Below are 26936 nucleotides of genomic sequence, written 5' to 3'. Positions count from 1 at the left end.
CAGCTCTGCTGGTGTGCTGTTCTCCTGCCGCTCGTGCCTCGCAGCACGTCGACCAGCTCTGCTCAGCGGTCGCGGGGGGCGAGGGCGGTGAGGATCTCCTCGTGCAGCAGGCCATTGGTGGCCACGGCGTTGCTTCCGAAGGGGCCGTCCTGCCCATCCAGCGACGTGAAGCGGCCGCCCGCCTCGGTGAGGATCGGGACCAGGGCGACCATGTCGTGCAGGGCGAGCTCGGGTTCGCACGCCGCATCGACGGCACCTTCGGCCACGAGCATGTACGACCAGAAGTCGCCGTAGGCCCGAGTGCGCCAGAAGCGCTGCATGAGGTTCAGCATCTGGGGGAGACGGTCGTGATCCGCCCACCCGTGCAATGAGGAGTACGACAGTGAGGCTTCCTCGAGGCGATCGACGCCGGAGACCTTGAGTCGCGAGGCGTTGTTGATGCGCGAGCCGGTCCAGGCTCCCGCATCGGTGCCGCCCCACCACCGACGACCGAGCGAGGGGGCGGAGACCAGGCCCGCCACGGGGCGGCCGTCCTCGATGAGACCGATGAGAGTGGCCCACACGGGCACTCCTCGCACGAAATTGCTGGTGCCGTCGATGGGATCGATGACCCACTGCCGGGAGGCTGAACCGGTCGTGCCGAACTCCTCGCCGATCACCTGGTCGCGCGAGCGGGAGCGGGCGAGCTGGGAGCGCACCAACTGTTCGGCGGCTTTGTCGGCGTCGGTGACCTCGGTGAGATCGGGTTTCGTGGTGACTTCGAGATCCTGCGCCTTGAAGCGGGACATGGTCAGCTGATCCACGGCATCGGCGAGTACATGGGCAAGGCGCAGATCATCGGCATAGCGGCTGGACATGGGCCCACCTTAGGGCGATCGACGGCCCATGCCGCGCAGCGACGCGGAATCGGCCGGAGACAGGGATGTCGCGAGGGGAAGAGTTCTTCGAGGACCGAAAGCAGGTGGGCCGCCACCGGCCGATGCGCCGGCGGGGATCCACTGGACCTCAGCCGGTCACAAAGCCCAGGGGTCGTTCTTGCGCAGCGCGATGGCGAGGCGCCGATAGGACACCAGACGGGCGGGGCCCGCACTGCCTGCTTGCCCGGCGACGACGAGGGCGTCGAGCGCACAATCGGGCGCGTCCTCCAGGTGCGTGCAGCCACGAGGACAGGATTCGGCGAGCGCCGCGAGGTCCGCGAAGGCCTCCAGCAATGCCTCGGGATCCACATGCCCCAGGCCGAAGGACCGCACTCCGGGGGTGTCGATCACCCAGCCGCCCTCCTCCGACAGCGGCAGCGCCAGCGCCGAGGACGATGTGTGCCGGCCGCGACCGGTCACGTCGTTGACCACGCCGGTGGCACGGTCGGTCCCGGGGACCAGGGCGTTCAGCAAGGTGGACTTGCCGACGCCGGAGTGGCCGATCAGCACGCTGACCCGACCGGCGAGCCGATCGCGCAGCGCCTCCAGGCCCACGATGCCGGAATCTTCAGGGTTCTCAGGGTTCTCGAGGTTCTCAGGATCGGCGAGGGGCACCTGGCTCCGACTCGTCACGACGTGGTCGAGGCCGAGCGGCGCGTAGCTGCGCAGGAACTCATCGGGGGATCGCAGATCTGCTTTGGTGAGCACCAGCAGGGCATCGATGCCGGCCACGTAGGCCGCCACCAGGCAGCGGTCGATCATGCCGCCGCGCGGCTCGGGATCCTCCACGGCGGTGACCATCACCATGAGGTCGACGTTGGCGACCAGTGGACGCTCGGTGGGATCGTCGTCGTCGGCGCTGCGCCGCAGGAACGAGCTGCGCTCCTGGATCCGCACGATGCGTGCGAGAGACCCGTCGCGTCCCGAGGTATCGCCCACCAGTCCCACCAGATCGCCGGGCACGACGGGGGAGCGGCCCAGCTCCCGGGCGCGCATCGCCGTGACGGTGCGCGCCTCGGGAGTCCCGGCCGCGACCACCGTGCGCCAGCGGCCCCGGTCCACGGAGACCACGCGTGCGGTGACCGCGTCCTCGTGCTTCGGACGGTCCTTCGTCCGCGGTCGGGAGCCGCGACGAGAGGGCCTCACGCGAACGTCGGCCTCGTCGTAGTCGCGGACCGCCCGGTTCACGCGTCGCCGTCCGCCGGGGGCGCGGTGTGCAGCATCGACAACCACATCCCGACGAAGTCCGGCAGGGTCTTCCGGGTGGTGGCGATATTGACGACGCACAGGTCCGGCACCCGCAGCCCGATGATCGCGGCGGCGGTGGCCATGCGGTGGTCCTCGTAGGTCTCGAAGGTCTCACCGTGCAGCTCACCGGGGTAGATCTCCACCCCGTCCTCGTGCTCGAGGGTGCGGGCACCGATCTTCGTGAGCTCGGTGGCCAGGGCCTTGAGTCGGTCCGTCTCGTGCCCGCGCAGATGCCCCACGCCGTGCAGGCGCGACGGTGACTCGGCAAGAGCAGCGAGAGCGGCGATCGTGGGGACCAGCTCGCCGACGGCCGACATGTCCGCGTCGATCCCGCGCACGGTGCCGGTGCCGCGCACGCAGAGGGTGCGGTCCTCGCGCCAGACCTCGCCGCCCATACGGCTGAGCAGCTCGCGATAGGCGTCACCTGGCTGAGTGGTCTCCTCCGGCCAGTCGTCCACGGCGATCGTGCCCCCGGTGATCATGGCCGCAGCCAGGAAGGGCCCGGCGTTGGAGAGGTCGGGCTCGACCGTGATGCGCACCGGCCGGACCGTGCCGCGCGTCACCCTCCACGTGTGACGGCCGCGCTCGTCGGTGCCGTGCGCCGCCTCGATCCCGACCTGACGCATCGTCTCGAGGGTCATCTCGATGTGCGGCAGGGACGGGAGCTTCTCGCCCACGTGCACCAGTTCGAGGTCCGCCTCGCCGCGCGCCGCGACCAGCAGCACGTTGGAGACGAACTGACTGGAGGCCGAGGCATCGACCTCGACCCTGCCGCCGCGCAGATGACCGGTTCCGTGCACCGTGATCGGCAGACGGCTGGGCTCCCCATGCTCGGTGACCTCGACGCCCTGCTGTCGCAGCGCCTCGATCACGGCACCCATCGGCCGCATCGCAGCGGCATCGTCACCGGTGAAACGTACGTCGCCATGGTGCAGGGCGGCCAGCATCGGCACGAAACGCATGACGGTCCCGGCCAGGCCCGTGTGGATCTCCACCGGTTCCGCCGGCTGCTCGGTGGGAGGCGGCAGCGGAGTGACGTGCAGCGAGTCGTCGCGCACCTCGAGGGAGGCGCCCAGACGCTCCAGAGCGTCGCGCATCAGACGGGTGTCACGCGAGACCAGGGCCCCGCGCAGCTCGGACGGTTCGTCCGCGGCGGCAGCCAGGAGCATCCACCGAGCGGTCAGGGATTTCGATCCCGGCACCCGCACCAGGGCGTCGACGGGCTTGTCGGCGACCGGTGCGGTCCACAGCACCTCGGAGACCACTGCGCGTCAGCCTCGCTGTGCGGCGAGCTGCTTCTGTGCGGTTCCCACCGCGCCCTTCGCCTTCTTCTCCAGCTTGTCCGTCTTCTTCTCGAGCTCGCGCTGCTTCGCGGCGGCCTTCTTCTGGCTGCGCTCGACGAACTGGTTCATCTGGTAGCCGAGCGAGGGCCGGCCGTCGTGATCGACCACGGCGAGCAGCACGCCCCCGAGGAGGCCGGCGTCGGTGAGGATGGCCTGGATCTCCTGCGTGCGCTCCTCGCCGCGCAGCTCCCAGACCTTCTTGCGGCCGACCCAGCCGACGGACGTGGTCATCAGCAGGGCTGCAGCGGCAGCGCGAGGGCAGCGATTGGCGGCGTACAGGACGCCCGCGCCGGCGGCGATGACGCCGGTCGCGCGGATGATGGTGCGCGCGTCCACGAAGCTCGGTGCGGAGGACTTCGAGAGGGTCGAATCGACTGCCTCGAACGCCTGGGGGTAGACATCGATCTCACGCTCGGGGCGCAGAGCGGTGCGCACGCCTTCGACGACGAAGGGGGCGGCGAGCAGGGGACGGGCGATGCGTCGGACCAGGGCCATGGTGTCCTCACGTTCTTGACGGGTGCAGGCAGTTCCGGTGACGCCGTGTCCGGCAGGTCACCGACGCCCAGACTACCGCGCAGGGAACATCGGGGACGCCCGGCGCGTTGCAGGGGATGGATGCGGGTCGCCAGCGGCGTCTGGCGAGAGCTGGGCGACTCTGCTGACCGGCAGAGGCGACAGCGCCAACAGAACGACCAACAGAACTGACAGAACCAACAGGCCCGACAGCTCGGTCGGCCAGGACGAGGGAGAGCGGATGGCGACCACGGTGCTCACACAGGTTCCGACCCGCTGTTCTGGCGTAGGTTGGAGCCTGATGACCCAGACAGATTCCACCCCGAGCCCCGATGCGGGCCTCCCGGACGACCCGTCCGGTGCCGCCATGGTCCAGGATCGCCGCGGCAGCACTGCCGCTGGCACCGCCGCTGACGGCGGCGTCGACGACTTCGATTTCGAGACGGAATCGCTGTCTCACCTGGACTCCCTCTACGGCGGCGCGTTGCGGATGACCCGCAATCCGCACGACGCCGAGGATCTGGTGCAGGAGACCTTCATGAAGGCCTTCCGCGCCCGGGACCGCTTCACGCCCGGCACCAATATGCGCGCGTGGCTGTACCGGATCATGACCAACAGCTACATCTCGACGTATCGGCAGAAGCAGCGCCGTCCCAAGGAAGCCTGGGGCGACTCGATCGAGGACTGGCAGCTCGCCGAGGTGGGTTCGCACACCAGCAGAGGACTGCGCTCTGCCGAGACCGAGGCGTTGGACCATCTGCCCGACTCCGCGGTCAAGGACGCCCTGGGCGAACTGCGCGAGGACTACCGCATGGCGGTCTACCTCGCCGACGTCGAAGGCTTCGCCTACAAAGAGATCGCGGAGATCATGGACACCCCGATCGGCACCGTCATGTCACGGTTGCACCGGGGCAGGCGCCAATTGCGCGACATGCTCTCCGACTACGCGTACCGCAGCGGCTTCCTGCGCGCGAATCCCTCGCCGCCGGATGACGGCAGTACCGCGGAGAACCGTGACGACACGACCGGATCGACGGACCGGGAGGAGGAACGATGAGCCAGGAAGACAGGACCGGACGCGAGATGCCCGAGGGCGATGCGCCGGCACAGGACGAGCTCGGTCGCGATCCACGCTACGGGCTCGAGTCGGCGCTGGACGGAGAGCTCCCCCAGGAGACGGTGGAACGGATGGAGCGCCACACCCAAGGATGCCCCGAGTGCGCCGACGAATGGGAGCGCGTGCGAAGGATGAAGGAGCTCGTGCGCCGCAGCTGCGCGGACCGCGCCCCGTCCTCGCTCCGCGACCGGATCGCTGTGCAGTACCGCAGCGTCTCGGTCACCCGGACCACTGACGCCGACGGCTCGACCAGCGTGCGTGTCACCACCACCAGTACCCGCCGGGAGCTTTCGGGACCCTGAGAGCTCCGCCGGGCCCGGGGCGGCAAGGCCGATCTGCCGGGCTCGGACATCACGGCGGACATGACTGAGGGCCCCTCCCGCAATGGGAGGGGCCCTCAGTCATGTCGCCGGAAGCGACATCACGGTCAGCAGTTGGGGCGCTTGCCGTGATTCGCGCCGTTCTTACGGCGAGCCTTGCGCTTGCGTCCTCGCTTGCTCATCACGTTCTCCTTCCTTCGCCCAGGTAACCCGTTGATTGTGCCACAGGTGCCCGCTGCCGATCCTCCCGGACCTGCCCGACGGTCCCACCTGAGGCGGAGGTCACTCGGCGATGATGACGGGCATCGGCGAGGGGCCCGCCAGAGGTGGGAGTGCCGGCTCGGTCGCGAGCCGTGCAGGTCAGGACGAGGTGCCCAGCCAGGTCCCGAAACCGCCATGCAGCACCAGCCACGCCATCAGCCCGTACCCGGTCTGGCCCGGGTGGTCGCCGGGGGAGCGGCTCACATCGGACTCCCACTGCTCGTGCCCGACCAGCCCCCTGACGGTATCGACGTACGGGATGCGACGGCGGGAGCAGACGTCCTCGAACGCTCCGGAGAGCTCACGGACGCTCGCGGTGATGCCCGGGTCCCGACTGGGAGGAGGGCCCACCACGAAGGCCGGGATGCGCAGACGCTCGAGGCCGTCGAGGACCTTCGCGAGATTGAGCCGGGAGCGTGCCAGGGAGGACCCGGAATCGACGTCCGCCCGGCCCAGGGCCAGCACGACGCGGTGATCGATGCTGCCGTCGGACTGCGCGGACTGGTCCATGCGCAGCCGCACCTCCTCGTCCCAGCGGCCCGCGAGCCCGGCGGACGACTCACCGGGCAGGGCCGAGGCGAACACGTCGATGCGGTTGGCGGCGCCTTGCTCGCTGGCCACGGCGCGTCCGAGCCAGCCCAGCGCGCGAGCGTCGCCGATACCGGCGAGGAGCTCGTCGCCGAGCGCGATGATCCGGATCCGGGAATCCGGAACTCGATCGGACGATGTGGACGCAGTCTGCACCGGGACCTCCTGGCCTGGGACGGGGACGCCAACTGTATCGACGGTGAGGGCTGCGGGCGAACCCGCCGCCCCGACACGTCGCTCAGGATTCGAAGGCGCGCAGGAGCAGATCCTCCTGCTCCTCCTTATGGATGACGTTGGAGCCCGTGGCTGGGGAGGCCGATGCGGCCCGGGCGACGACCTTGAGCGTACGCCCGACCTCGATCGCGAAGTTCACGGCCATGAAGCTCCAGGCGCCCTGGTTCTGCGGCTCCTCCTGAACCCAGGTGAGAGATGCCTCCGGATAGGTGGAGAGCACCTCCACGAGCTCCTCCGTGGGAAGCGGGTACAGCTGCTCGAGGCGGACGATGGCGGTATCGGTCGCGCCCTGCTTCTCGCGATGTGCCACCAGATCCCAGTAGACCTTGCCCGAGGTCAGCAGAACCCGGGTCACCTGCGCGGGATCGACCGTGGTGTCCGTCAGGACCGGCGCGAAGCGACCCTCGGTGAAGTCCTCGACAGGACTGACCGCAGCCTTGTTGCGCAGCATCGACTTCGGCGTGAAGACGATCAGCGGCTTCCTGGGCTCGGTCTTGCCCTGCCTGCGCAGCAGGTGGAAGTAGCTGGCCGGGGTGGACGGCGCCGCGACGCGCATGTTGTCCTCCGCGCACAGCTGCAGGAAGCGCTCGATGCGGGCAGAGGAGTGATCCGGTCCCTGGCCTTCGTAACCGTGCGGGAGCAGGAGCACCACGCTCGAGTTCTGGCCCCACTTCTGCTCGGAGGCGGAGATGAACTCGTCGATGATGGTCTGAGCACCGTTGACGAAGTCGCCGAACTGCGCCTCCCACAGCACGAGGGATTCGGGATTCTCCACCGAGTAGCCGTACTCGAAGCCCAGTGCTGCGAACTCCGAGAGGGACGAGTCGTAGACGTTGAAGCGGGCCTGATCGTCCGACAGATGCGCCAGCGGGGTCCAGGTGTCACCGTTCTCATGGTCGATGAGCACGCTGTGACGCTGCACGAAGGTGCCACGTCGCGAGTCCTGGCCGGCCAGACGCACGCGACGGCCCTCCATCAGCAGCGACCCGAAGGCGAGCAGCTCGCCGTAGGACCAGTCCACCCCACCCTCGCTCGACATCTGCTGACGCCGCTTGAGGACCTGCATCAGCTTCGGATGGACGGTGAAGGAGCCCGGGTAGGCGCCGTGCGCCTCCCCGATGCGCTCGAGCACCGCAGCATCGATGGCGGTGTCGACCGCGCCGCGCTCGGAGCTCGGCGTGCGCTGCGAGGAGGGCAGGTCAAGGCCCTGCACGCTCGAGTTCGGATCGGCCTCGGAAGAATCGGTCCGGGTGGCGGCGAAGGCTTCATCCAGGTGCTCCTGGAAGTTGCGCACCAGGCCCTCGGTCTCCTCCTCGGTGAGATCGCCGCGCTCGATGAGCGCCTCCATGTACTGCTTGCGCGTGGAGGGCTTGTCGTTGATCAGCGAATACATCTGCGGCTGGGTCATCGAGGGGTCATCACCCTCGTTGTGGCCCCGACGGCGGTAGCAGACCATGTCGATGACCACGTCTCGGTGGAACTTCTGGCGGTACCGGAACGCGATCTCGGCGACCCGCACGCAGGCCTCGGGGTCATCGCCGTTGACGTGGAAGATCGGCAGCTGCGTCGACTTCGCGACGTCGGTCGAGTAGAACGACGAGCGTGAGGAGTCCGGCAGCGTGGTGAAGCCGATCTGGTTGTTGATGATCACGTGGACCGTTCCACCGGTGCGGTAACCGCGCAGCTCCGAGAGGTTCAGCGTCTCGGTGACCACGCCCTGACCGGCGAAGGCCGCGTCGCCGTGCACGAGGACCGGCAGCACCGGGAACTCCTCGGGGCGTTCGAGACGGTCCTGCTTGGCGCGCACGATGCCCTCGAGAACGGGGTTGACCGCCTCCAGGTGCGAGGGGTTCGCGGCGAGGTACACCTTCGTGGATTCGCCGTCGTGGGAGGTGTACGTGCCCTCGGTGCCGAGGTGGTACTTCACGTCGCCCGAACCCGTGTTCTGGCCGGAGCTTCCCTCGAACTCCTGGAAGATCTGGCCGTAGCTCTTGCCCGCGAGATTCGACAGCACGTTGAGGCGGCCGCGGTGCGACATGCCGATGCAGACCTCGTCGACCTGGTCGTGCGCGGCGCCGTGCAGGACGGCATCGAGCATCGGGATGACGGACTCGCCGCCCTCGAGCGAGAAGCGCTTCTGGCCCACGAACTTCGTCTGCAGGAAGGTCTCGAACGCCTCTGCGGCGTTGAGCCGATCCATGATGTGGGTGTGCTCGGCCTTGTCGAAGGCGCGACGAGGAGTCTCCATCTCGGCCTGGAGCCAGGCGCGCTCGTCGGGGTCGGAGATGTGCATGTACTCCACGCCGATGCTGCGGCAGTAGGAGTCGCGCAGCACCCCGAGGATGTCGCGCAGCGGCATCTCATCCTTCCCGCCCAGGCCACGGGTGGGGAAGGTGCGGTCGAGGTCCCAGAGGGTCAGCCCATAGGTCTCGACATCCAGGTCCGGATGATTGCGGATCTTGAACTGCAGCGGATCGGTGTCGGCCATGAGATGGCCACGGACCCGGTAGGCATGGATCAGGTCCATGACCCGAGCCAGACGCTCGGGCTTGGAGTCCTTGAAGGGGTTGTCCTGCACCCAGCGGATCGGCTGGTAAGGGAGCCTCAGCGCGGTGAAGACGCGGTCGTAGAAGCCCTCCTTGCCCAGGAGCTTGTCGCCCACGCGCTTGAGGAACTCGCCGGAGGCCGCGCCCTGGATGATCCGATGATCGTAGGTCGAGGTCAGCGTCATGACCTTCGAGACCGCGAGGTCCGCGAGGGTGGCAGGGCTCGCGCCCTGGAACTGTGCGGGGTGGTCCATCGCCCCGACGCCCACGATGACGCCCTGACCCGACATGAGGCGCGGGATCGAGTGGACGGTGCCGATGCCCCCCGGGTTGGTCAGGGAGACGGTGGTGTGCGAGAAGTCGTCCATCGTGAGCTTGCCGGCGCGCGCCTTGCGCACGACCTCTTCGTACGCCTTCCAGAAGCCGAGGAAGTCGAAGCGCTGGGCTCCCTTGATGTTCGGCACGACCAGCCCGCGGGAGCCGTCGGGACGAGGCATGTCGATGGCGAGCCCGAAGTTGATGTCCTCGCGCTTGAGCAGGAGCGGCTTGCCCTTCTCATCGACGTCGAAGCCGTTGTTCATGTCGGTGATCTCGGTGATCGCCTCGATCATCGCCCACCCGATCAGGTGGGTGAAGGACACCTTGCCGGCGCGATTGCGCTTGAGGTGGTTGTTGATGACGATGCGATTGTCGAACAGCAGCTTCACCGGCACGTCGCGCACCGAGGTGGCCGTCGGGACGGTCAGCGACTCGCCCATGTTGCGCACCACGGCGGCAGCGGGGCCGCGCAGCTTGACGACCTCGGGCTCGCGCAGCTCGATGGCAGGGATCTGCGACGTGGTGGTGGGAATCTTCGCCGGACGGTCCGAGGTGGTCGAGACGGTGGGCGTCTTCTGCGGTGCAGCCTTCGGGGGCGCGTCGTTCACGGGGGCGGATTCCTTCGCACGCTGAGAGGGTGCCGCGGTCGAGGCGGCCTGAGGGGTGGGTGTCGTGGGCTCGCCGGCAGCGGAGGAATCCGCAGGAGGCGGCGCCGACGGCGACGTGGTGACAGCGGGAGGGGCCGCGTCGTCCGCTTCCTGCGGGGGGTCCTGGGGTGCGGCCTTCGGGGTCTCCTCGGACTGCGCCGTCGCAGTCGCGGAGCTCCCCGGGGACGCCCCGGAGGAGTTTTCGTCGGCACCAGGATCCGAGCTCGTCACCGCGGCCCGGGAGGAGAAGTACTCCGCCCAGCTGGGGTCGACGCTGGAAGGATCCTGTCGCCACTGCTCGCGGAGCGCGTCCACGAGCCACTGATTAGGGCCGAATTCCGAGGTCCCGGAGCCCTGTGTCTGCTGTGACACTCTGAGATCGCCAGCCTTCTCACAGTCGAGTGATACGGATAGAGACAGCCTAACGGAGCAGGGCCCCTGGAACGTGCCGCACGCGGAGCAGGAGCGGGATTGAGGCGTCGGTGGTGTGGGACATCACGTGATCGTGCGAGCGTCGGGCAGGACGACCCGGATCAGGGAGGAGCGGCCGTCGCGGGTCAGCTCGGTGCGGGGATCGTCGAGCACCTCGATCGTGCCGCCGTGCAGTCCGACAGCCCAGCGTGCGATGGCCAGCCCCAGTCCGGTTCCTCCGGAGCTGTCTGCATAGCCTCCGCGCTGGAACCGCTCGAAGACCAGGTCGCGGTCCTCGCGAGCGATGCCCGGGCCCTCGTCGTGCACGTCGATCCGTACCCCGTCCCCGTCCGCGGTGCGCGCGGCGTTGACGTGGATACGCCCACCGGCCGGTGAGTGACGGGCGGCGTTCTCGAGCAGGTTGTGGATCACCTGGTGGATCCGGGCGGCATCGGCGGCGACCGTCAGGTCGGCCGGCTCGACGTCGATGATCCACCGCACATCCCGACCCTCTGAGGCCAGCGCCGCCGCGTCGACCACCTCATGCAGGAACGGGGTGAGCTCGATGGACTCCAGATCCAGCTCGACCACGCCCGCGTCCAGACGGGACAGATCCAGCAGGTGGCTCACCAGCAGTGAGAGCCGCTCGGTCTCCGCCAGGGCCACCGCGAGTGCCGCAGGGTCGGGCTCGGTCACTCCGTCGACCAGGTTCTCCAGCTGTGCGCGCAATCCCGTCACGGGGGTCCGCAGCTCGTGCGAGACGTTGGCGACCAGGTCCCGACGCATACGGTCGGTCTGCTCCAGGTCCGAGGCCATGGACGAGAACGCCGCCGCCAGCTGGCCGACCTCGTCCCGGCTGGTGGAGCGGATGCGCTGGGTGTAGTCGCCCCGGGCCATCGCGCGGGCGGCGCCGGTCATCTCGCGCAGTGGCGACGTCATGCCGCGCGCCAGCAACTGCGTGAACACGAGGGCGACGACCACCACGAGCGGGATGGCCAGCAGCGGCTCGATGCCCGCTCGGATGCTCACCTGGGTGAGCAGCGCGGCGACGGTGACGACCGCTCCGACCAGGATGCCGAGCTTGACCTTGAAGGAGCGGAAGCGGTCCAGCGGGCGCATGTCGAGACGATCCGGGACCCGGCGTCGCGCCGCAGTCGGGGCGTCCGCCTCCGCCACGGGACGCTGGGCGGTCACGAGTCCGAGTCGGGGACGTTCGGCGTGCGCAGCGAGGAGATGTCGGTGGGGTCGTCCGCGGGCGCCTCGTCGGCCTCCGCGTCGTCAGGGATCTCGAGCGCGTAGCCGACGCCGTGGACCGTGCGCACCAGATCGGCGCCGAGCTTGCGGCGCAGAGCCTTGACGTGCGAGTCGACGGTGCGGGTGCCAGTGGCATCGATCCAGTCCCAGACGTCCGCGAGCAGCTGCTCACGGGTGAGCACCGTGCCGGGGGCGTTGGCCAAGCACAGGAGCAGATCGAACTCGGTGGGCGTGAGATGCGCGGGGACGCCTGCCCGCATCACGCGCCGACCTGCTCGATCGATGAGCAGGTCACCGAACTGCATGGCGACGTTCTGTTCGGTCTCGGAGGCGGCTGCGGGCCCGGCGCGCCGCACCCGCCGCAGCAGCGCCTTGAGGCGGGCGGCGAGCTCACGCATGGAGAAGGGCTTGGTCATGTAGTCGTCCGCGCCGACGCCGAGCCCGACCAGCATGTCGGTCTCGTCGTCGCGCGCGGTCAGCATGAGGACGGGGACCGGCTCATCGGCCTGGATGCGGCGGCACACCTCGAGGCCGTCGAAGCCGGGGAGCATGACGTCCAGGACGACGACATCGGGTCGCACCTCGGCGACGGTACGGACGCCCGAGGGCCCGTCCAGGGCTGTGGAGACCTCCCAGCCCTCTGCGGTGAGTCGGTCGGCGATGGCGCGGGTGATCGTCGGCTCGTCCTCGATCACCACGACGCGCACGGGCGCGGTGCGGGCGGAGACTGCCTGGTCCGGGGTCGACATGGCGCCACTGTAGACCGCAGCGACTGCGATGACGCTGATCACCGCCGAGGCCTGGGGTGTTGCATCCGGCTCCCGACGCTCGATCGGTCTCGAAGCCGTCTCGGCGTCGTCCCCCGACGTCGTCTCTCGGTCGTCTCTCGCGAAGCGGCCACGACGGCGTGGCACGAGGCACTCGTGACGGCCGCTGCCGTCAAGAGTGGGCAACCTTTGGGGCATCTGGGCAAAAACTTGGCAATGACCCGGGTGGCCTGCTCGTCCCCGTCGGGGGCGCGACCGTAGATTGTTCGAGGTTGTTCGGCGACGCGTACTTCCTCTGTCCGGCGTCGCGCTCGGACAGACGTACGAATCCGGAATACGCAGTCGAATGGGAAGCAGGTCGATCACGTGGCGAATCATCGCGCCGACGGACACGCTACGGTGCGCAAGCTCCGGGCAATCGGAGGTACTCACCGCGATGCCACCCTCCCCGCGAGTGCGGTGAAGGTCGGCGTGCTGGGAGTCCTTGCGACAGCCACGATCGCTGCACCGCTGGCCGCTGCCGCCGCCGGGATCGACGAGACCCCCCAGGGTGAGTCCGTCGCCGCGCAGGCCCCGCAGGTCGCTCCCGCCGCGCATGCCACCGAGGCGCCCTCTGCGCCCGTCGCCCTCCCGGAAGCGGAGCTCTCCGCGAGCACGGAGCAGGTCGCCACCGAGACCCGCGTCGAGGACGACGACGCCACCCGCGACCAGGAGCGCACCTCTCCGGCGGCCGAGGAGGCGACATCCGAGGATGCCGACGCCGACAGCACAGGCATCGAGGTCGAGGTTCCCGAGCCCGAGCCGGAACCCGTGGTGACGGACGCCTCCGGTGAGACCGCGGGCGAGGCCGCCCCGGCGAACGGTGCGGGCTACATCAAGCCCGTCGACGGCCCGATCACTTCCGGCTACGGCGGCCGCGTGCACCCCGTGCTCGGCTACTTCAAGGGCCACGACGGCGTCGATTTCGGCGCCTCCTGCGGCACCCCCGTGAAGTCCGCGAAGGCGGGCAAGGTCGTCGCCGTCGAGTACCACCACGCCTCGGGCAAGCGGGTCAAGGTCGACCACGGCAACGGGGTCGTCACCGGCTACTACCACCTGCAGGGCTTCAACACCTCGGTGGGTGCCACCGTCGCCGCGGGCGACGTCGTCGGCTACGTCGGCTCGACCGGCCGTTCCACCGGCTGCCACCTGCACTTCGCGAAGATGGACGAGGCGGGCAACTACTCCAACCCGATGTCGATCCTGCGGTGACCAGCTCCGGGACCCCGGTCGTCCTCGGCGTCGAGTCGTCCTGCGACGAGACCGGGTTCGGGATCGTCAGCGAGGGCGTGCTGCTCGGCCAGGGGCTGGCCTCCAGCGCCTCGCAGCATGCCGAGTTCGGGGGAGTGGTCCCGGAGATCGCCGCCCGGGCACACCTCGAGTCCGCTGTCCCCACGCTGCACCTCGCGCTGGACGATGCCGGGGTCGGGTTCGGGGACATCACGCATGTCGCCGTCACCTCCGGCCCGGGACTGGCCACCGCCGTCCACGTCGGGCTCGCGGCGGCGAAGGCCGTCGCCTGGGCGATGGACAAGCCTCTGTTCGGCGTCCATCACCTCGCCGGCCACGCCGCTGCCGATACCCTCGAGCACGGGCCGCTGCCGGACCACAGCATCATCCTTATCGTCTCCGGTGGTCACACCTCGGTCCTCGCGGTCGGGGACCTCGTACGGGATCCGATCGAACATCTCGGGGACACCCTGGACGACGCGGCGGGGGAGGCCTTCGACAAGGTGGCTCGAGTTCTCGGCCTCGGGTACCCCGGTGGGCCGGCCATCTCGCGAGCCGCCGTGGGCGGGGACCCGAGCGCCTACACGTTCCCGCGGGCCCTGCTGCGGCCCGCAGATGCCCCGTTCACCTTCTCCTTCTCCGGGCTGAAGACGGCCGTCGCCCGCACCGTCGAGAAGATCGAGCGGGCCGGAGACGCCGTCCCGGTCGCCGATATCGCGGCGTCCTTCGAGCAGGCCGTGGTCGACGTGCTGGTCACCAAGGCCCTGCGCGCGGTCCGCGAGCGCGGTCTGCAGACCTTGGTCATCGTGGGTGGTGTCGCCGCGAATGCCCGATTGCGGGCGGTGGCCCAGGAGCGCTGCGACGCAGCCGGTATCGAGCTGCGGATCCCGCCGCCGCGCCTGTGCACCGACAACGGCGCGATGATCGCCGCCGTGGGGGACCTGCTGGTGCGCTCCGGTGCGCAGCCCAGCGGACTGGGGATCGCGGCGGACCCCTCGGCGGTCCTGCACGGCGCCCAGCTGCCGCTGCTGCGGTGAGGTCCGCCTCACACCTGACGGTCGGTGCGGCCCTGGTGCCTCCGGGCACCGGCTCGTGTTGCTAGACTTCCGTGGTCGGCCCGCGTAGCTCAGTGGATAGAGCGTCTGCCTCCGGAGCAGAAGGTCGTAGGTTCGAATCCTGTCGCGGGCACCGCAGAACACCCCGGTCGACGGTCTGGAGACCATCGGCCGGGGTGATGTCGTTCCCGGCCCCGACCGCTCGAGGGAGATCGGCCGTTGTGAAGGCACCGCATCCCGCCCCCATGGCTCCGAAGCGCCCGCGCGCCCGCTTCGATGACCTCCGAGCGGGGACTCGGTTCCAGTTCAGCGAGGCCGAGGCAGAGATCGTCGCGCATACCCCGCAGGACGTGCGGCCGGCGCTGGAGGCCGTGCAGCAGGCCGTGGACGCCGGAAAATGGGCCTTCGGGATGGTGACCTACGAAGCCGCCGCCGGATTGGATCCTGCCGCCACGGTCCGGCAGAAGACCCCGGATCTTCCGCTGCTCTGGTTCGGTATCGCGAGCGGACCCGATGTCGATCCGGCGCTGCCCGCGCAGCTCGGGACGTACCGGGTGGCGCCGTGGCTGCCGCAGTGGTCCCGCGAGGAGCACGCCGAGAAGGTCGCGCGCGTGCACGCGGCGATCGCCGAGGGTGACACCTATCAGGTCAACCTCACCACCCGTTTGCTCAGCCGGATCGACGGCGACCTGCTGGGCTGCTACCGCGACCTGGTCGATGCCCAGCGCTCCGCCTCCGGCGCGTTTCTCGACCTCGACCGGTGGGTCGTGCTCAGCGCGAGTCCGGAGGAGTTCCTGCATCGCCGGGGCGATGAGCTCTCCTCGGTGCCGATGAAGGGCACCGCTGAGCGCGGCCGCACCCCTGCGCAGGACGCCCTGCAGCGCGCCTCCCTGCTGCGCAGCGAGAAGGAGCGGGCCGAGAACGTCATGATCGTGGACCTGATCCGCAACGATCTCGCTCGTATCGCGCGCACCGGTAGCGTGGCCGTGCCGCATCTGCTGCGCGCTGACGCCTATCCGACCGTGTGGCAGCTGACCAGCACTGTCACGGCGACCGCGCACCCCGGACTGGTGCTCGAGGAGCTGCTGACCGCGCTGTTCCCCTGCGGCTCGATCACCGGCGCCCCGAAGCTCTCCACCATGGCACTGATCGCCGAGCTCGAGACGGCGCCGCGAGGCGTCTACTGCGGAGCGATCGGTTGGCTCGCTCCCCGCCGCACGACGGCCGACGGCACGCAGCTGCCCGCTGAAGAGCGTTTCAGCGTGGCGATCCGCACGGTGGTCGTCGACCGTCAGGACGGTGCGGCCAGTTACGGGGTGGGCGGAGGGGTCACCTGGTCCTCGACCGCGCAGGGCGAGTGGGAGGAGCTCGCGGCGAAGGCCCGTGTGCTGGACCGACTCACCGGCACAGCGGGGGGCCGAGTGGCACCCGACCCGACGCAGTTCGCGCTGCTGGAGACCTTCGCGGTGCAGGACGGTGCGCCGCGCCACCTCGAGGAGCACCTCGATCGACTCGAGGCCTCCGCTCGGGAGCTGGCGATCCGCCTGGACCGCGGCGCCGCCCGGGCAGACGTGCTCTCGCGCCTGCCTGCTCTGATCGGCGCCGACGGTTCTGCGATCATCAGGCTGCGGCTGGGACTGGATGGAGGGATCACCCTCACGGCCCGCGAGCTGACCCCGCCGAGTTCGGCCCCGGTGACGCTCGTCGTGGACACGGTCCCGATCGATCCGTCGTCTCCCGCCGTGCGACACAAGTCCACCGATCGCGCCCACCTGAGGGACGCCTTGGCGCGCGCCCGCAGGCTCGACCCGTCGGCCGACGACGTGGTCCTCATAGGGCCAGGAGGGCGGATCACGGAGACGAGCATCGCCACGGTGATGGTGAGGCTGGGCGACCTCTGGTGCACGCCGCCGCTGAGCGATGGGTGCCTGCCCGGGATCGGGCGCCGCCTCGCCCTCGAACAGGGCGAGGCGGTACCGCGGAGCATCACTGCCGCGCAGCTGGCCGCTGCGCAGGAGATCGCTGTGGTGAGCTCGGCCCGAGGCTGGCGCCCAGCGGTGCTCAGTCCTCGCGACGCAGTTCGCTGAGCCGGCTCAGCAGCGCACCGACCTCGTCGGTGTCGGCGATCCGGTAGCCCGCCGCGGTATCGCCCTCGCCGACCTTGATGCCCACATCGTGCTCGCCCGAGCGGCCGAATACCGACTCGTCGGTGACATCGTCGCCCAGGTAGAGCCAGGCATCCGCAGCGCTCGCCCGGGCCAGGGTCTCGATCGCGACGCCCTTGGAGGTGTGCACCACGGAGAACTCCACGACCTCCTTGCCCGGGGTGACCGTGACGTCAGGCAGCGTGACCGCGTACTCCAGGGCCGACTCGGTGGCATTGATCGAACCGCGCCCGCGGGCATTGCGGGTGTGGAGGACCGCGGCCGACGGCTTCCGCTCGACCTCGACACCCGGGTGAGCTCGGGCGATCCGGCGCAGGGTGTCGGTGATCGAGTCGAGCAGCTCCTCCTTCTCCGGGGACATGCTCAGCGACGCGGAGTCGACCACCTCGGCCTGCATCCACGGCGGCAGCGCCCCGACTTCGGCCCCGTGGGAGCCCACCAGTACGACCGAGCTGGGCATCTGGGTATGGGAGTCGAGATCCCCCAGCGCCCTCCCGGAGACCAGCGCGACCGCCACTCCGTGCATCTGCGAGAGTTCGCGCAGGGTGGCCAGGGCCTGCGGGTCCGGCTCCACCGCATCGCGGTCCGCGACGATCGGAGCCAGTACGCCGTCGAAGTCGGAGGCGATCAGGATGCGTGGGGTCTGCGCGAAGTCACGCAGCGTGGCGTCGACGGTCTCGGGTGCCGTGGCCTCGTCCCCGGTCAGCCGCACCGGGGGCTTCGACTCCCCCAGGGGGTGGCCCGACTGCTCGAGCCGCTGCAGGAAGTCGTGGGCCCAGGCCTGTACGTCGTTCTCCATCACCTGGTGGCGCAGGGAGCGCATCGCCTCCTCCTGCTCCTCCGGCGGCATCGCCAGGGAGCGCAGGATCGCGGACTTCAGCTCGTCGATGTCATGGGGGTTGACCATCACGGCGGCGCGCAGCTCGTCGGCCGCACCGGCGAATTCGCTGAGCACCAGGACGCCCTGCAGATCAGGGCGGGAGGCCACATATTCCTTGGCGACCAGGTTCATGCCGTCTCGCAGCGCGGTCACGAGCACCACGTCGGCGGCCATGAACAGGGCCGTCATGTCACGACGGTCGAAGGAACGATGCTGGTACGAGATCGCCGGCCGCCCGATGGAGGAGTGGTCGCCGTTGATCCGACCGACGATCAGCTCGACCTCGTCGCGCAGCTGCCGATATGCCTCGACGCGTTCACGCGACGGGGTGGCGACCTGGATCATCACCGTGTCGTGAGGGTCGATCGACCCGTCGCCCAGCAGCTCGCCCCAGGCCTTGAGCCGGTGGCGGATGCCCTTGGTGTAGTCGAGGCGGTCCACTCCCAGGACGACCTTCTGCGGGTACCCGAGGTCGCGACGCAGCTGCTCGGCGCGCTCGCGCACATCCGGATCCTCGGTGAGGGTGGAGACCGCGGCGGAGTCGATGGAGATCGGGAACGTCTGCGCCACCACCTCGCGCACCGGCGCCGTGCCCAGGCCGGGCACGGAGATGGTCTGTCCGTCCACGTGATAGCCCAGCAGCTTGCGCACGGCGGCGACGAAGTTCTGGGAATCGGTCTCGCGCTGGAAGCCGACGAGGTCCGCCCCCAGCAGCCCGCGCAGGATCTGGTTGCGCTTGGGGAGCTGGGAGAACAGCTCGACGGAGGGGAAGGGGATGTGGTTGAAGAACCCGATCCGGACGTCGGTGCGCTCATCGCGGATCATGCGTGGGACGAGCTGCAGCTGGTAGTCGTGCACCCAGACCGTGCCGCCCGTGCCGGCGGCACTCGCGGCAGCCCGGGCGAAGCGCCGGTTGGCCGTCACATACGAGTCCCACCAGGTGCGGTGGAACTCGGGGTCGACGATGACGTCGTGATAGAGCGGCCACAAGGAGGCGTTGGAGAAGCCCTCGTAGTAGCGCTCGACGTCCTCCTGCTCGAGGTGGACCGGGTACAGGCTCATGCCGTCGGCCTCGAAAGGTTCGGGGGCTTCTCCGGGAGAGCCGGCCCATCCGACCCACGCCCCGGAATCGACGGTCCGCATCACGGATTCCATCGCGGTGACGAGGCCGCCGGGGCTGGTGACCCATTCCGTCGCACCATCGGGGAGTGTGCGGGAGCCGACGGGCAGCCTGTTGGCGACGACCACCAGTTCATGGCCGTGACGTTCGGGGTCTTGAGCGGAGCGAGCAGCGGGACCGGGCACGAGGACTCCTTGATGACGATCGAGCGGGGGGTGGGCAGGAGCAGGGCCGTACGGCGGACGGATGGTGGCGATCTCCGCTCCTGAGCCGATACCTCGAGACTATCAAGTGCGATCGCTCACGACCCCGGCCGGTGCTCGTCGATCCTGGCCTTCAGCTGGGCCTGTGACCTGTGCAGACAGCGGCTGACCGGTCGGCCGGGCGGGCCGGGCCCGGGCCAGTTCCGGTCGCGGGCCGGACGCCGCTTCGGCGCGGACGCCTCGCCGTCTAGGGTCATGTCGTCGCCCTTCACAGGACTCGTCACCCCAGACCCTTCTTCCCAGATCCCCAGGAGCAGATATGCGCGCCCATGAGGCCGGAGCCCTTCACGGCAACGACGCCGCCCCGACGTGGCTCCCGTATCCCGCCGACGTCAACACGCTGATCGATGGCCTGTGGTCGCAGACCACCCGGCGCGGAGCGGACGGCGCGGTCGAGGTCGGCGGCGTGGACGTGCGGCGCATCGCCGAGGAGGTCGGCACCCCTGCCTTCGTGCTCGACGAGGACGACTTCCGCGCCCGCGCCCGCGCCTTCCGCGATGCCTTCGCCGAAGCCTTCCGCCCTTTCGCCGGAGCCGACGTGTACTACGCCGGCAAGGCATTCCTGTGCGGCGCCGTCGCGCGCTGGATCCAGGAGGACGGGCTCGGTCTGGACGTGTGCACCGGCGGAGAACTCGCGGTCGCCCTGCGCGCCGGCTTCCCGGGCGAGCGCATGGCCCTGCACGGCAACAACAAGTCAGTGCCGGAACTGCGCCGCGCCCTCGAGGCGGGCGTCGGCCGCATCGTGATCGACTCCCTCGACGAGATCGATCAGGTCGAGAAGGTCGCCGCTGAGACGGGACGGCGCGCCTCGGTCATGCTCCGCGTGACCACCGGCGTCGAGGCCCACACGCACGAGTTCATCGCCACCGCCCACGAGGACCAGAAGTTCGGGCTCTCCCTCACCGGGGGAGCCGCCTTCGAAGCGGTGCGCCGCGTGCTCGGGACCTCGCAGCTGGACCTGGTGGGGCTGCATTCCCACATCGGCTCCCAGATCTTCGACACCGGCGGTTTCGAGGTCGCAGCCCGGCGCGTGCTGGACCTGGTCGCCCGGGTCAAGGCGGAGCTGGGTCACACCATCGACCAGCTGGACCTCGGTGGCGGCTTCGGCGTCATGTACAACACCCAGCACACCCCCGCGACGCCCGAGGCGCTCGCGAGCGGTATCGCGAGCATCGTCGAGAAGCAGTGCCACGAGCTCGAGCTCGAGGTGCCGCATGTGTCCTTCGAGCCCGGTCGTGCGATCGCCGGCCCCTCGACCCAGACCCTCTACTCGGTGGGCACGGTCAAGGACGTCCGCCTGGGCGGTCCCCACCACCGCGTCTACGTCTCGGTCGATGGGGGCATGAGCGATAACATCCGCACCGCTCTGTACGACGCCGATTACTCCTGCCTTCTCACCGGCCGCGTCTCCGACGCCGCCCCCGAGGTGGTGCGCGTGGTCGGCAAGCACTGCGAGAGTGGCGACATCGTGGTCAAGGACGAGTACCTGCCTGCCGACGTGCAGCGCGGTGACCTGGTCTCCGTGCCCGTCACCGGGGCGTACTGCTACTCCCTGGCGTCCAACTACAACCATGTCCCGCGTCCCCCTGTGGTCTCCGTGCGCGACGGCGAGATCCGTACGGTGATCCGCCGCGAGACGGAGGAGGATCTGCTCGGGCTGGACATGGGCTGAGCCCCGTGGCGCCCCGCAGATGCGGAGCGCCCATCCCACCCCCGGACCGCTGCACCGCGCAGCTCGCGCGTCCGCGTCGCAATCGTTCATGGACGGTCACGAAGGGGAGGTGCCCTCGGATACAGTGCGAGGGCCCGCCCCGGCCACCCCGTCGGACCGTGTGGAAGGACCACCTCGCACATGTCACAGACTTCTCCCGGCAGCCCGCTGACCCAGGGCCTCCCGACCCTTCGCGTCGCCGTCCTCGGAGCCGGCACCGTCGGCACCGAGGTGCTGCGCCTCATCTCCCAACAGGGAGAGGACCTCGCCCATCGCATCGGTGCTCGTCTCGAGGTGATCGGTGTCGCCGTGCGCGACCTGACCCGCGACCGTGGCGAGCACGTTCCCGCCGAGCTCCTCACCGAGGACGCCTCCGCGCTCGTCCAGCAGGCGGACCTGGTCATCGAGGTCATGGGGGGTATCGAACCCGCCCGGGGGCTGCTGCTGGACGCCATGGCGCACGGTGCGAGCGTGGTCACCGCGAACAAGGCCCTGCTCGCCCAGGACGGCGCCTCCCTCTACGAAGCGGCCGACACCCACGGGGTGGACCTGTACTTCGAGGCCGCCGTCGCCGGGGCCATCCCTCTGGTACGGCCGGTGCGCGAGTCCCTCGCCGGTGACCGCATCCAGCGCGTGCTGGGGATCGTCAACGGCACCACCAACTACATCCTCGATGCGATGACCCGCACCGGTGTGGGCTTCGACGAGGCCCTCGCCGCTGCGCAGGAGCTCGGGTACGCGGAGGCAGATCCCACGGCCGACGTGCAGGGACATGACGCGGCGGCGAAGGCCTCGATCCTCGCCTCCCTCGCCTTCCATTCCCGCGTGCGGCTGTCGGATGTGTACTGCGAAGGCATCACCGAGGTCACGGCGCAGGACATCGCCGCGGCCGGCCGGATGGGCCGGACCCTCAAGCTGCTCTCGATCGTCGAGCGCGTGCGCGACGAATCGGGGGAGCGGATCTCGGCCCGGGTCTACCCGGTGCTGCTGCCAGACAGTCACCCGCTGTCCTCCGTCTCCGAGGCCTACAACGCGGTCTTCATCGAGGCCGACGCCGCCGGCTCGCTCATGTTCTACGGCCAGGGCGCGGGCGGGGCGCCGACGGCTTCCGCGATCCTCGGCGATGTGGTCTCCGCGGCCCGTCAGAGGGTGCGTGGGGGAGTGGGGCCGCGCGAATCCCGCTATGCCGAGCTCGACCTGATCCCGCTGGACGACCTCCGCAATGCCTTCTACATCTCGCTGACGGTGCAGGACCGGCCCGGCGTGCTCGCCGAGATCGCCGGCACCTTGTCCGGGTACGGGATCTCCATCTCGACCATCCATCAGGAGCTCCTCGACCAGCAGGACGACGGGGGTGAGCAGGCCCTGGCGCATATCGGTATCAGCACCCATCACGCCCTGGAGTCGGCGATGACCGCGGCGCTGGACGTGTTCTCCTCCACCTCGACGGTGCTGAGCATCGATTCCGTCCTGCGCATCGAAGGAGAATGACCCCTATGGCACACCAGTGGCGCGGCGTCCTCGCCGAATACCGTGAATTCCTGCCCTTCGCCGAGAACGACGCTCTGCTGACCCTGGGCGAGGGCGGCACCCCGCTCGTGCCGGCGCCCGCATTGTCCGCGCTCGTCGGCGCGGAGGTGCACGTGAAGGTCGAGGGGCAGAACCCGACCGGGTCCTTCAAGGACCGCGGCATGGTCTCGGCGATGTCGAAGGCCCTGAACGACGGCGCCACCGCCGTGGTGTGCGCATCCACCGGAAATACCAGCGCCTCGGCTGCCGCGTACGCCACCGCAGCGGGCATGACCTGCGCGGTGCTGCTGCCCCAGGGCAAGATCGCCGCCGGGAAGCTGGCCCAGGCCGTCGTGCACGGCGCGCGGCTGATCCAGGTCGAGGGCAACTTCGACGACTGCCTCGAGATCGCGCGCAAGCTCGACGCCGAGCATCCCGTCGAGCTCGTGAACTCGGTGAACCCGTATCGTCTGCAGGGACAGAAGACCGCCGCCTTCGAGGTGAGCGACGCCCTGGGCGGGGCCCCGGACATCCACATCCTCCCGGTCGGCAACGCGGGCAACATCTCCGCGTACTGGATGGGGTACCGCGAATACCACGAAGCAGGCATCACCGACTCGCTGCCGGCCATGTGGGGCTTCCAGGCAGCCGGCGCCGCGCCCTTCGTGGCCGGTCACCCGATCACCGACCCCGAGACCGTCGCGACCGCGATCAGGATCGGCGCTCCGGCCTCCTGGCACCTCGCCGTCACCGCCCGGGACGACTCCGGCGGCCTCATCGATGCCGTCACGGACCAGCAGATCCTCGACGCCCAGCGTCTGCTCGCGGCCGAGGTCGGCATCTTCGTCGAGCCGGCGTCCGCAGCCGGCGTCGCCGGTCTCCTGCAGCAGTCCGAGCGCGGGCTGGTCCCCGCCGGGGCCACGATCGCGATCACGGTCACCGGCAATGGTCTCAAGGACATCGATACCGCCCTGTCGCAGCGCGATCTCACCCCGACAGTGATCCCCGTCGACATCGCCGCCGCGGCGGACGCCATCGGCCTGTGAGGATCCAGCACACCCGGGTTTCCGTCCGGGTCCCGGCGACCTCCGCGAACATCGGTCCCGGCTTCGACACCCTCGGGCTCGCTCTCCAGCTGTGCGACGACCTCGAGCTCGAGGCCACCACCGGTGGGGTGGAGATCCTCGCCCAGGGCGAGGGCTCTGGCTCGGTGCCGACGGGGGAGGAGCACCTCGTGGTGCGCGCGCTGCGCCGCGGGCTCGACCACGCCGGCGCGCCCCAGAGCGGAATTCGGCTCCACACCGTGAATCGGATCCCGCACGGCGGGGGCCTGGGTTCCAGCGCCGCCGCGACCGTGGCCGGGCTGCTGCTCGCCCGCGGATTGCTGTCCGACCCGGAAGCCCTCGACGACCAGAGCGTGCTGCACCTGGCCGCGGAGTTCGAGGGCCATCCGGACAACGCGGCGCCCGCGCTGCTCGGCGGCGTCGTCCTGTCCTGGATGAACGCCGGCCAGGCGCGAGCTGTGCCCCTCGCGCACGCCGCCGGGGTCGTCAACCCTCTGGTGCTGCTGCCCACGGCGACCCTGTCCACGCACCAGGCCCGGGGGCTGCTGCCCGAGTCGGTGCCGCACGGTGACGCCGTCTTCAACGCCTCGCGGGCAGCACTTCTGGTCCATGCACTGACCGGCGTCCCGGAGCTGCTCATGGAGGCCACCGAGGACCGCCTGCACCAGGAGCAGCGTGCCTCGGGCATGCCGCAGAGCGTGGAGCTGATGAGGGTGCTGCGCCAGGAGGGCCACCCCGCCGTGATCTCAGGCGCAGGGCCCTCGGTCCTGGTGCTCTCCGGTGACCGTGCCGAGATCGCCCCGCTGGTGCGGCGGATCGTCGCCGACCCCACGGGGTGGCGTATCGCGCAGGTGCCGCTGCGTGAGACCGGCAGTGCCCCTGTGGTAGGTTGAGCCTGCGTCCAGGCGGCATCGTCCGATGGCGAGCTCTGCTGCAGATCGTGCACGCAGCGTCCCGTATCCCGATGCATCCCCCTGATCAGCGTCCCGCATGAACCCTGCGCTCCGCGCACGTCGTGCCGAGCAGGCCCGTGTACCGACGCTGACGCACCCCGAAGCACACCAGCAGGCCGACCACCGGTGCCCTGCACCGTGGCGAGAACCTTGCTTGGACCCGCCGTTGCTGCACCCGGACTCCTGTCCCTCTGCCTGCAGCGGCACCCAGACCAGAACAGAGTCGGCTCCGGCCGGTTCGAGAGGAAGGAACCCGGGTGAACGACACCACCTCTGGCGCAGATCTCGCGGCGAAGAAGCTCCCCGAACTCCAGGCCATCGCGGCCGGACTCGGCATCAAAGGCGCTCGTCGCCTGCGTAAGGGCGAGCTGATCGACGCGATCCGCGGGGGTGGCCCCTCGTCGGCCCCCGCCGCCTCTACTTCCGCCGCGCCCCCAGAACGCAGCGACCCGCAGCAGAACAGCGCCTCGCAGAAGAGCACCGCTCCGACGCAGAAAAGCGCTCCGGCGCAGTCCGCTCCCGTCAGCTCCACGCAGGAAGCGGCACCGCAGCAGGAGTCGGCGAAGCAGGACCAGGCGCCGGCCTCGCAGGCCGACTCCGACCAGCCCTCCTCGCGCAGCCGTTCCCGTTCCCGGGGCCGTGACCAGGGCGCCGACAACGCTCCGGAGCTCGGCCTCGAGATGCCCGACCGCGAAGGCAATCAGGCAGAGCAGAATCAGGCAGAGCAGGGAGACCGTGGCGGCGCGCGTCGCAGCACTCGTCGGGACGACTCCCGTCGGGATGACTCCCGTTCCGACGATTCCCGTCGTGACGATTCCCGCTCCGGCGACACTGGTCGCTCGGGCTCGGATCGTCAGGACGAGGGTCGCGAGGACAACCGCGGCCGCCAGCAGGGTCAGGACCGTCAGGATCGTCGCAGCAACCAGCAGGACAGCCAGCGCCGTCGTCTCGAGGACATCGAGCTGCCGGATCGCTCCGGCGAGAGCGACGACGACCAGGGTCAGGGCCAGGGCAACGATTACGACGACGACCGTCGTGGCCGCTCCCGCAGCCGCAACCGCTCCCGCGACCGCAAGCGCCGCGGCCGCGGGTCCCAGAATGACCAGGGCGGCTACGGCAACCAGGGCAACCAGGGATCTCAGAGCAACCAGAGCAACCAGGGCTCTCAGGGCAGCCAGGGATCTCAGGGCAACCAGGGCTCTCGCAATGATCAGCAGGACGGCTCCGACTCCCGCGACGGCGAGGAGCTGATGACCGTTGCCGGCATCCTCGACATCCGGGACAACAACGCCTACGTGCGCACCACTGGCTACCTGCCCGGGCCGAGCGACATCTACGTGACCATGAACCAGGTCAAGCGCGCCGGCCTGCGCAAGGGCGATGCGATCACCGGCCAGGTGAAGGCTCCTCGCGACGGTGAGGACCAGCAGGTCGAGCAGCCGCAGCATTACGGCGGCGGTCGCAACCGTCGCGGCAAGGGCGGTGGCGGCGGCAACCAGAGCAAGTACGCAGCCCTGGTCCAGGTCGATACCGTCAATGGCCTGCCGCAGGACAAGGCGCGCTCGCGGGTCGACTTCAGCAAGCTGACCCCGCTGTACCCGGACGAGCGACTTCGCCTGGAGACGGCCCCGACCGGCCTCTCGACCCGCGTGATCGATCTGGTCTCCCCGATCGGCAAGGGCCAGCGCGGCCTCATCGTCGCGCCCCCGAAGGCCGGCAAGACGATCATCATGCAGCAGATCGCCAACGCGATCACGGTGAACAACCCCGAGGTCCACCTCATGGTGGTGCTGGTCGACGAGCGCCCCGAGGAAGTCACCGACATGCAGCGCACGGTCAAGGGCGAGGTCATCGCCTCGACCTTCGACCGCCCTGCCTCGGACCATACGATCGTCGCCGAGCTCGCGATCGAGCGTGCCAAGCGTCTGGTGGAGATGGGTCGCGACGTGGTCGTGCTGCTGGACTCGATCACGCGTCTGTCCCGTGCGTACAACCTCGCCGCTCCGGCCTCCGGCCGCATTCTCTCCGGTGGCGTGGACGCGTCCGCGCTCTACCCGCCGAAGCGCTTCTTCGGTGCGGCGCGCAACATCGAGCACGGTGGTTCGCTGACCATCCTGGCCTCCGCCCTGGTGGAGACCGGATCCAAGATGGATGAGGTCATCTTCGAGGAGTTCAAGGGCACCGGCAACATGGAGCTGCGACTCTCGCGCAACCTCGCGGACAAGCGCATCTTCCCGGCCGTCGATGTCAACCCCTCCGGCACCCGCCGCGAAGAGGCGCTCATGGGCAAGGAGGAGCTGGCCATCATGTGGAAGCTCCGCCGCGTGCTCGGGTCCCTCGAGCAGCAGCAGGCGCTCGAGCTGCTGATGGAGCGGATCAAGAAGACCCAGTCGAACACCGAGTTCCTCATGACGGTCCAGAAGAACACGCCCAGCGTGAACGGTCGCAACGCCGACTGATCGC

20 protein-coding genes and 1 tRNA gene are annotated in these 26936 nt (G+C 69.6%); 11 read left to right on the top strand and 10 right to left on the bottom strand.

All coding sequences use genetic code 11. From position 1 onward, the window contains the following. Window positions 1–62: 62 nt before the first annotated feature. The 4 genes from INT51_RS05095 to INT51_RS05080 all read right to left on the bottom strand — a co-directional run bounded on the left by INT51_RS05095 (window position 63) and on the right by INT51_RS05080 (window position 4003). On the bottom strand, window positions 63–857 hold the full coding sequence (locus INT51_RS05095; RefSeq protein WP_193104115.1) for an inositol monophosphatase family protein: 795 nt from the start codon (window positions 855–857) through the stop codon (window positions 63–65). Window positions 858–1013: 156 nt separating this feature from the next. Further along, a complete protein-coding gene (locus INT51_RS05090) occupies window positions 1014–2105 on the bottom strand; it encodes a ribosome small subunit-dependent GTPase A (protein WP_193104114.1) in 1092 nt (363 codons plus the stop codon). Beyond that, window positions 2102–3430 (bottom strand): 3-phosphoshikimate 1-carboxyvinyltransferase, encoded by a 1329-nt coding sequence (aroA, locus tag INT51_RS05085; RefSeq protein WP_193104113.1) that lies wholly within the window; start codon window positions 3428–3430, stop codon window positions 2102–2104. Before aroA ends, INT51_RS05090 begins: the two co-directional genes overlap by 4 nt. Window positions 3431–3436: 6 nt before the next feature. Continuing rightward, on the bottom strand, window positions 3437–4003 hold the full coding sequence (locus INT51_RS05080) for a hypothetical protein (protein WP_193104112.1): 567 nt from the start codon (window positions 4001–4003) through the stop codon (window positions 3437–3439). Between the two features lie 319 nt (window positions 4004–4322). Here INT51_RS05080 and INT51_RS05075 point away from each other — a divergent pair, with 319 nt between their 5' ends. Together INT51_RS05075 and INT51_RS05070 are read left to right on the top strand one after the other, a co-directional pair. Further along, window positions 4323–5078 (top strand): sigma-70 family RNA polymerase sigma factor, encoded by a 756-nt coding sequence (locus tag INT51_RS05075; protein WP_193104111.1) that lies wholly within the window; start codon window positions 4323–4325, stop codon window positions 5076–5078. Next, window positions 5075–5440 (top strand): zf-HC2 domain-containing protein, encoded by a 366-nt coding sequence (locus tag INT51_RS05070; RefSeq protein WP_226831952.1) that lies wholly within the window; start codon window positions 5075–5077, stop codon window positions 5438–5440. Before INT51_RS05075 ends, INT51_RS05070 begins: the two co-directional genes overlap by 4 nt. 125 nt (window positions 5441–5565) lie before the next feature. On the opposite strand, the gene INT51_RS22820 is transcribed toward INT51_RS05070, so the two are convergent. The 5 genes from INT51_RS22820 to INT51_RS05050 form a co-directional block, all read right to left on the bottom strand. After that, the gene (locus tag INT51_RS22820; RefSeq protein WP_370540782.1) at window positions 5566–5640 is read right to left on the bottom strand and encodes a 50S ribosomal protein bL37; all 75 of its coding nucleotides are present in this window, start codon (window positions 5638–5640) and stop codon (window positions 5566–5568) included. Between the two features lie 178 nt (window positions 5641–5818). Further along, entirely contained in the window at window positions 5819–6463 is a 645-nt protein-coding gene (locus INT51_RS05065; protein WP_304502077.1) for a GDSL-type esterase/lipase family protein, read from the bottom strand. A gap of 82 nt (window positions 6464–6545) precedes the next feature. Then, window positions 6546–10367: a multifunctional oxoglutarate decarboxylase/oxoglutarate dehydrogenase thiamine pyrophosphate-binding subunit/dihydrolipoyllysine-residue succinyltransferase subunit gene (locus tag INT51_RS05060; protein ID WP_370540781.1), complete on the bottom strand. Its 3822-nt coding sequence runs from the start codon at window positions 10365–10367 to the stop codon at window positions 6546–6548. Between the two features lie 180 nt (window positions 10368–10547). After that, the gene (locus INT51_RS05055) at window positions 10548–11582 is read right to left on the bottom strand and encodes an ATP-binding protein (protein WP_193104141.1); all 1035 of its coding nucleotides are present in this window, start codon (window positions 11580–11582) and stop codon (window positions 10548–10550) included. A 71-nt stretch (window positions 11583–11653) separates the two neighbouring features. Next, entirely contained in the window at window positions 11654–12466 is an 813-nt protein-coding gene (locus INT51_RS05050) for a response regulator transcription factor (protein ID WP_193104109.1), read from the bottom strand. A 384-nt stretch (window positions 12467–12850) separates the two neighbouring features. Here INT51_RS05050 and INT51_RS05045 point away from each other — a divergent pair, with 384 nt between their 5' ends. From INT51_RS05045 to pabB, 4 genes are all read left to right on the top strand, one after another. Beyond that, entirely contained in the window at window positions 12851–13735 is an 885-nt protein-coding gene (locus tag INT51_RS05045) for a M23 family metallopeptidase (protein WP_304502076.1), read from the top strand. Then, window positions 13732–14790 carry a tRNA (adenosine(37)-N6)-threonylcarbamoyltransferase complex transferase subunit TsaD gene (tsaD, locus tag INT51_RS05040; RefSeq protein WP_193104108.1) on the top strand — a complete coding sequence of 353 codons (1059 nt, stop codon included), beginning with the start codon at window positions 13732–13734 and terminating at the stop codon, window positions 14788–14790. Before INT51_RS05045 ends, tsaD begins: the two co-directional genes overlap by 4 nt. Window positions 14791–14868: 78 nt before the next feature. Next, window positions 14869–14941: transfer RNA gene (locus INT51_RS05035), tRNA-Arg, on the top strand. 112 nt (window positions 14942–15053) lie between these two features. Beyond that, window positions 15054–16895, top strand: a complete 1842-nt coding sequence (gene pabB, locus INT51_RS05030) for an aminodeoxychorismate synthase component I (RefSeq protein WP_193104107.1) — start codon at window positions 15054–15056, stop codon at window positions 16893–16895. Here the strand turns inward: pabB and INT51_RS05025 are convergent. Further along, a complete protein-coding gene (locus INT51_RS05025) occupies window positions 16870–19158 on the bottom strand; it encodes a bifunctional alpha,alpha-trehalose-phosphate synthase (UDP-forming)/trehalose-phosphatase (RefSeq protein WP_193104106.1) in 2289 nt (762 codons plus the stop codon). The genes pabB and INT51_RS05025 overlap by 26 nt on opposite strands. A 337-nt stretch (window positions 19159–19495) precedes the next feature. Between INT51_RS05025 and lysA the strand changes: the two genes are divergently transcribed. From lysA to rho, 5 genes are all read left to right on the top strand, one after another. Further along, on the top strand, window positions 19496–20908 hold the full coding sequence (gene lysA / locus INT51_RS05020; RefSeq protein WP_193104105.1) for a diaminopimelate decarboxylase: 1413 nt from the start codon (window positions 19496–19498) through the stop codon (window positions 20906–20908). 180 nt (window positions 20909–21088) lie between these two features. Next, window positions 21089–22438 (top strand): homoserine dehydrogenase, encoded by a 1350-nt coding sequence (locus INT51_RS05015; RefSeq protein WP_193104104.1) that lies wholly within the window; start codon window positions 21089–21091, stop codon window positions 22436–22438. A gap of 5 nt (window positions 22439–22443) precedes the next feature. Then, window positions 22444–23502, top strand: coding sequence for a threonine synthase (gene thrC / locus INT51_RS05010; RefSeq protein WP_193104103.1), 1059 nt, complete (start codon window positions 22444–22446; stop codon window positions 23500–23502). Beyond that, entirely contained in the window at window positions 23499–24413 is a 915-nt protein-coding gene (gene thrB / locus INT51_RS05005; protein WP_193104102.1) for a homoserine kinase, read from the top strand. Before thrC ends, thrB begins: the two co-directional genes overlap by 4 nt. Window positions 24414–24730: 317 nt before the next feature. Then, entirely contained in the window at window positions 24731–26932 is a 2202-nt protein-coding gene (rho, locus tag INT51_RS05000; RefSeq protein WP_193104101.1) for a transcription termination factor Rho, read from the top strand. Window positions 26933–26936: the final 4 nt, after the last annotated feature.

The sequence above is a fragment of the Brachybacterium sp. FME24 genome, assembly GCF_014897705.1.
In the GTDB taxonomy this organism is placed as follows: Bacteria; Actinomycetota; Actinomycetes; order Actinomycetales; family Dermabacteraceae; genus Brachybacterium.
The sequence above is the reverse complement of the archived record's forward strand: the minus strand, read 5'-3'. Positions and strand labels throughout refer to the sequence as shown.